The organism is Paraburkholderia sp. RL18-101-BIB-B, from assembly GCF_046026985.1.
Taxonomy (GTDB): domain Bacteria; phylum Pseudomonadota; class Gammaproteobacteria; order Burkholderiales; family Burkholderiaceae; genus Paraburkholderia.
The window spans coordinates 1-5,328 of the sequence record NZ_JARESV010000114.1; the positions used below are offsets into that span (position 1 = coordinate 1).

General features: G+C 53.5%; 2 tRNA genes and 3 rRNA genes. All 5 read left to right on the forward strand.

The features are described from left to right. Nucleotides 1-1,447, forward strand: a 16S ribosomal RNA gene (locus P0D73_RS45840); the annotation flags it as partial. A gap of 68 nt (nucleotides 1,448-1,515) precedes the next feature. Further along, nucleotides 1,516-1,592 (forward strand) — tRNA-Ile (locus tag P0D73_RS45845). Between the two features lie 74 nt (nucleotides 1,593-1,666). Next, nucleotides 1,667-1,742, forward strand: a tRNA-Ala gene (locus P0D73_RS45850). A gap of 336 nt (nucleotides 1,743-2,078) precedes the next feature. Next, nucleotides 2,079-4,959 (forward strand): 23S ribosomal RNA (locus P0D73_RS45855). Nucleotides 4,960-5,160: 201 nt separating this feature from the next. After that, nucleotides 5,161-5,274, forward strand: a 5S ribosomal RNA gene (rrf, locus tag P0D73_RS45860). The last annotated feature ends 54 nt before the right edge of the window (nucleotides 5,275-5,328 follow it).

A 5,328-nucleotide genomic window follows, 5' to 3' on the forward strand; every position in this document is an offset into this window, starting at 1 on the left:
CCTGGTGGCGAGTGGCGAACGGGTGAGTAATACATCGGAACGTGTCCTGTAGTGGGGGATAGCCCGGCGAAAGCCGGATTAATACCGCATACGATCTGTGGATGAAAGCGGGGGATCTTCGGACCTCGCGCTACAGGGGCGGCCGATGGCAGATTAGCTAGTTGGTGGGGTAAAGGCCTACCAAGGCGACGATCTGTAGCTGGTCTGAGAGGACGACCAGCCACACTGGGACTGAGACACGGCCCAGACTCCTACGGGAGGCAGCAGTGGGGAATTTTGGACAATGGGCGAAAGCCTGATCCAGCAATGCCGCGTGTGTGAAGAAGGCCTTCGGGTTGTAAAGCACTTTTGTCCGGAAAGAAAACCTCGTGGTTAATACCCGTGGGGGATGACGGTACCGGAAGAATAAGCACCGGCTAACTACGTGCCAGCAGCCGCGGTAATACGTAGGGTGCAAGCGTTAATCGGAATTACTGGGCGTAAAGCGTGCGCAGGCGGTTCGCTAAGACAGATGTGAAATCCCCGGGCTTAACCTGGGAACTGCATTTGTGACTGGCGGGCTAGAGTATGGCAGAGGGGGGTAGAATTCCACGTGTAGCAGTGAAATGCGTAGAGATGTGGAGGAATACCGATGGCGAAGGCAGCCCCCTGGGCCAATACTGACGCTCATGCACGAAAGCGTGGGGAGCAAACAGGATTAGATACCCTGGTAGTCCACGCCCTAAACGATGTCAACTAGTTGTTGGGGATTCATTTCCTTAGTAACGTAGCTAACGCGTGAAGTTGACCGCCTGGGGAGTACGGTCGCAAGATTAAAACTCAAAGGAATTGACGGGGACCCGCACAAGCGGTGGATGATGTGGATTAATTCGATGCAACGCGAAAAACCTTACCTACCCTTGACATGTATGGAATCCTGCCGAGAGGTGGGAGTGCCCGAAAGGGAGCCATAACACAGGTGCTGCATGGCTGTCGTCAGCTCGTGTCGTGAGATGTTGGGTTAAGTCCCGCAACGAGCGCAACCCTTGTCCCTAGTTGCTACGCAAGAGCACTCTAGGGAGACTGCCGGTGACAAACCGGAGGAAGGTGGGGATGACGTCAAGTCCTCATGGCCCTTATGGGTAGGGCTTCACACGTCATACAATGGTCGGAACAGAGGGTCGCCAACCCGCGAGGGGGAGCCAATCCCAGAAAACCGATCGTAGTCCGGATCGCACTCTGCAACTCGAGTGCGTGAAGCTGGAATCGCTAGTAATCGCGGATCAGCATGCCGCGGTGAATACGTTCCCGGGTCTTGTACACACCGCCCGTCACACCATGGGAGTGGGTTTTACCAGAAGTGGCTAGTCTAACCGCAAGGAGGACGGTCACCACGGTAGGATTCATGACTGGGGTGAAGTCGTAACAAGGTAGCCGTATCGGAAGGTGCGGCTGGATCACCTCCTTTCTCGAGCTAACGTGTCAATCGCGTTGAGCGCTCACGCTTATCGGCTGTGAAATCTAGGACAGACTCAGGGGTCTGTAGCTCAGTCGGTTAGAGCACCGTCTTGATAAGGCGGGGGTCGATGGTTCGAATCCATCCAGACCCACCAAAGTCTTGTCTGGTGTGCTGATCGATGATCCCGGGGTATGCAGTGCGGATAGAGATTTTTATCTGTGTATGACTGGGGGATTAGCTCAGCTGGGAGAGCACCTGCTTTGCAAGCAGGGGGTCGTCGGTTCGATCCCGTCATCCTCCACCAATCCTCAATGCCGGTTTTACTGCGGCGGACCTTGAAAGAGGTTTGCGGTGTAGTGAAACAGGCATTGGCGATTGAGCCAGTCAGAGTGATATGAAGCAGAGCTTTATATCGGCTGTCGTTCTTTAACAATCAGGAAGAAGTAGTAAAGAGATTCACGAAAGCATACTTAGAGATGGGTGTGTGAGTAGGTGAATCAGGGTTGTGATTGTATCAATGTATTTTAAAGGTGATCGAAAGATTGCCTTGGAATACGGCGCAACACGAATACTCAACCTGTAGCGAGAGTGGCGAGCGCATGATTCCCCGTGGATCATGCAGGAGACACACCCGTTATAGGGTCAAGCGAACAAGTGCATGTGGTGGATGCCTTGGCGATCACAGGCGATGAAGGACGCGGTAGCCTGCGAAAAGCGGTGGGGAGCTGGCAAACGAGCTTTGATCCACCGATATCCGAATGGGGAAACCCGGCCCGTATGGGTCATCCATGACTGAATACATAGGTCATGTGAAGCGAACGCGGTGAACTGAAACATCTAAGTAACCGCAGGAAAAGAAATCAACCGAGATTCCCAGAGTAGTGGCGAGCGAAATGGGACCAGCCTGTACTCTTTATCTTCATTGTTAGTCGAACGCTCTGGAAAGTGCGGCCATAGCAGGTGATAGCCCTGTAGACGAAAACAGCGAGGAAGAACTGGGTGTACGACAAGTAGGGCGGGACACGTGAAATCCTGTCTGAAGATGGGGGGACCATCCTCCAAGGCTAAATACTCGTGATCGACCGATAGTGAACCAGTACCGTGAGGGAAAGGCGAAAAGAACCCCGGGAGGGGAGTGAAATAGATCCTGAAACCGCATGCATACAAACAGTCGGAGCCTTCGCAAGGGGGTGACGGCGTACCTTTTGTATAATGGGTCAGCGACTTACATTCAGTGGCAAGCTTAACCGATTAGGGCAGGCGTAGCGAAAGCGAGTCCGAACAGGGCGTTCAGTCGCTGGGTGTAGACCCGAAACCAGGTGATCTATCCATGGCCAGGATGAAGGTGCGGTAACACGTACTGGAGGTCCGAACCCACTAACGTTGAAAAGTTAGGGGATGAGCTGTGGATAGGGGTGAAAGGCTAAACAAACCTGGAAATAGCTGGTTCTCTCCGAAAACTATTTAGGTAGTGCCTCGTGTATCACCTTCGGGGGTAGAGCACTGTCATGGTTGTGGGGTCCATTGCGGATTACTACGCCATAGCAAACTCCGAATACCGAAGAGTGCAATCACGGGAGACAGACATCGGGTGCTAACGTCCGGTGTCAAGAGGGAAACAACCCAGACCGCCAGCTAAGGTCCCCAAATATTGCTAAGTGGGAAACGAAGTGGGAAGGCTAAAACAGTCAGGAGGTTGGCTTAGAAGCAGCCATCCTTTAAAGAAAGCGTAATAGCTCACTGATCGAGTCGTCCTGCGCGGAAGATGTAACGGGGCTAAGCAATATACCGAAGCTGCGGATGCACATTTATGTGCATGGTAGGAGAGCGTTCCGTAAGCCTGCGAAGGTGCATTGAAAAGTGCGCTGGAGGTATCGGAAGTGCGAATGCTGACATGAGTAGCGATAAAGGGGGTGAAAGGCCCCCTCGCCGTAAGCCCAAGGTTTCCTACGCAACGTTCATCGGCGTAGGGTGAGTCGGCCCCTAAGGCGAGGCAGAAATGCGTAGCTGATGGGAAGCAGGTTAATATTCCTGCACCATTGTTAAATGCGATGGGGGGACGGATCGCGGAAGGTTGTCCGGGTGTTGGAAGTCCCGGTCGCTGCGTTGGAGAAGGCACTCAGGCAAATCCGGGTGCGCAATTCAAGGGCGTGGCGCCATTCACTTCGGTGAAGAAGCAACTGGAAGTGGTTCCAAGAAAAGCCTCTAAGCTTCAGTTTAACAAGACCGTACCGCAAACCGACACAGGTGGGCGAGATGAGTATTCTAAGGCGCTTGAGAGAACTCGGGAGAAGGAACTCGGCAAATTGGTACCGTAACTTCGGGATAAGGTACGCCCCTGTAGCTTGACTGGCCTGCGCCAGAAGGGTGAAGGGGTTGCAATAAACTGGTGGCTGCGACTGTTTAATAAAAACACAGCACTCTGCAAACACGAAAGTGGACGTATAGGGTGTGACGCCTGCCCGGTGCCGGAAGATTAAATGATGGGGTGCAAGCTCTTGATTGAAGTCCCGGTAAACGGCGGCCGTAACTATAACGGTCCTAAGGTAGCGAAATTCCTTGTCGGGTAAGTTCCGACCTGCACGAATGGCGTAACGATGGCCACACTGTCTCCTCCCGAGACTCAGCGAAGTTGAAGTGTTTGTGATGATGCAATCTCCCCGCGGCTAGACGGAAAGACCCCATGAACCTTTACTGTAGCTTTGCATTGGACTTTGAACCGATCTGTGTAGGATAGGTGGGAGGCTTTGAAGCGTGGACGCCAGTCTGCGTGGAGCCGACCTTGAAATACCACCCTGGTTTGTTTGAGGTTCTAACCTTGGTCCGTTATCCGGACTGGGGACAGTGCATGGTAGGCAGTTTGACTGGGGCGGTCTCCTCCCAAAGTGTAACGGAGGAGTACGAAGGTACGCTAGGTACGGTCGGAAATCGTGCTGATAGTGCAATGGCATAAGCGTGCTTAACTGCGAGACCGACAAGTCGAGCAGGTGCGAAAGCAGGTCATAGTGATCCGGTGGTTCTGTATGGAAGGGCCATCGCTCAACGGATAAAAGGTACTCTGGGGATAACAGGCTGATACCGCCCAAGAGTTCATATCGACGGCGGTGTTTGGCACCTCGATGTCGGCTCATCTCATCCTGGGGCTGTAGCCGGTCCCAAGGGTATGGCTGTTCGCCATTTAAAGAGGTACGTGAGCTGGGTTTAAAACGTCGTGAGACAGTTTGGTCCCTATCTGCCGTGGGCGCTGGATATTTGAAGGGGGCTGCTCCTAGTACGAGAGGACCGGAGTGGACGAACCTCTGGTGTACCGGTTGTCACGCCAGTGGCATCGCCGGGTAGCTATGTTCGGAAGAGATAACCGCTGAAAGCATCTAAGCGGGAAACTCGCCTTAAGATGAGATATCCCCGGGGCTTCGAGCCCCTTGAAGGGTCGTTCAAGACCAGGACGTTGATAGGTCAGGTGTGGAAGCGCAGTAATGCGTTAAGCTAACTGATACTAATTGCCCGTAAGGCTTGATCCTATAACCGGTGTGTTTTGCGATGATCGTTAGTGCTTCAGCACTTACGGGCATCCCACCCCCGAAGGGGGTAGCACGCAGGTTGAGATCGATGTTGTGCCAGAAACAGCACAGCCCAACGCTTTACCCCTGGTGAGCATCACCAGAAACTACTTCTTCCAGATTGGCTGTACTGCTCCACGGGCAGTGCAGCAACAAGTCATGCCTGATGACCATAGCGAGTCGGTCCCACCCCTTCCCATCCCGAACAGGACCGTGAAACGACTCCACGCCGATGATAGTGCGGATTACCCGTGTGAAAGTAGGTAATCGTCAGGCTCCCCCGCAGCAAACAGAAACCCCACCCCAAAAAGGTGGGGTTTCTGCGTTTAC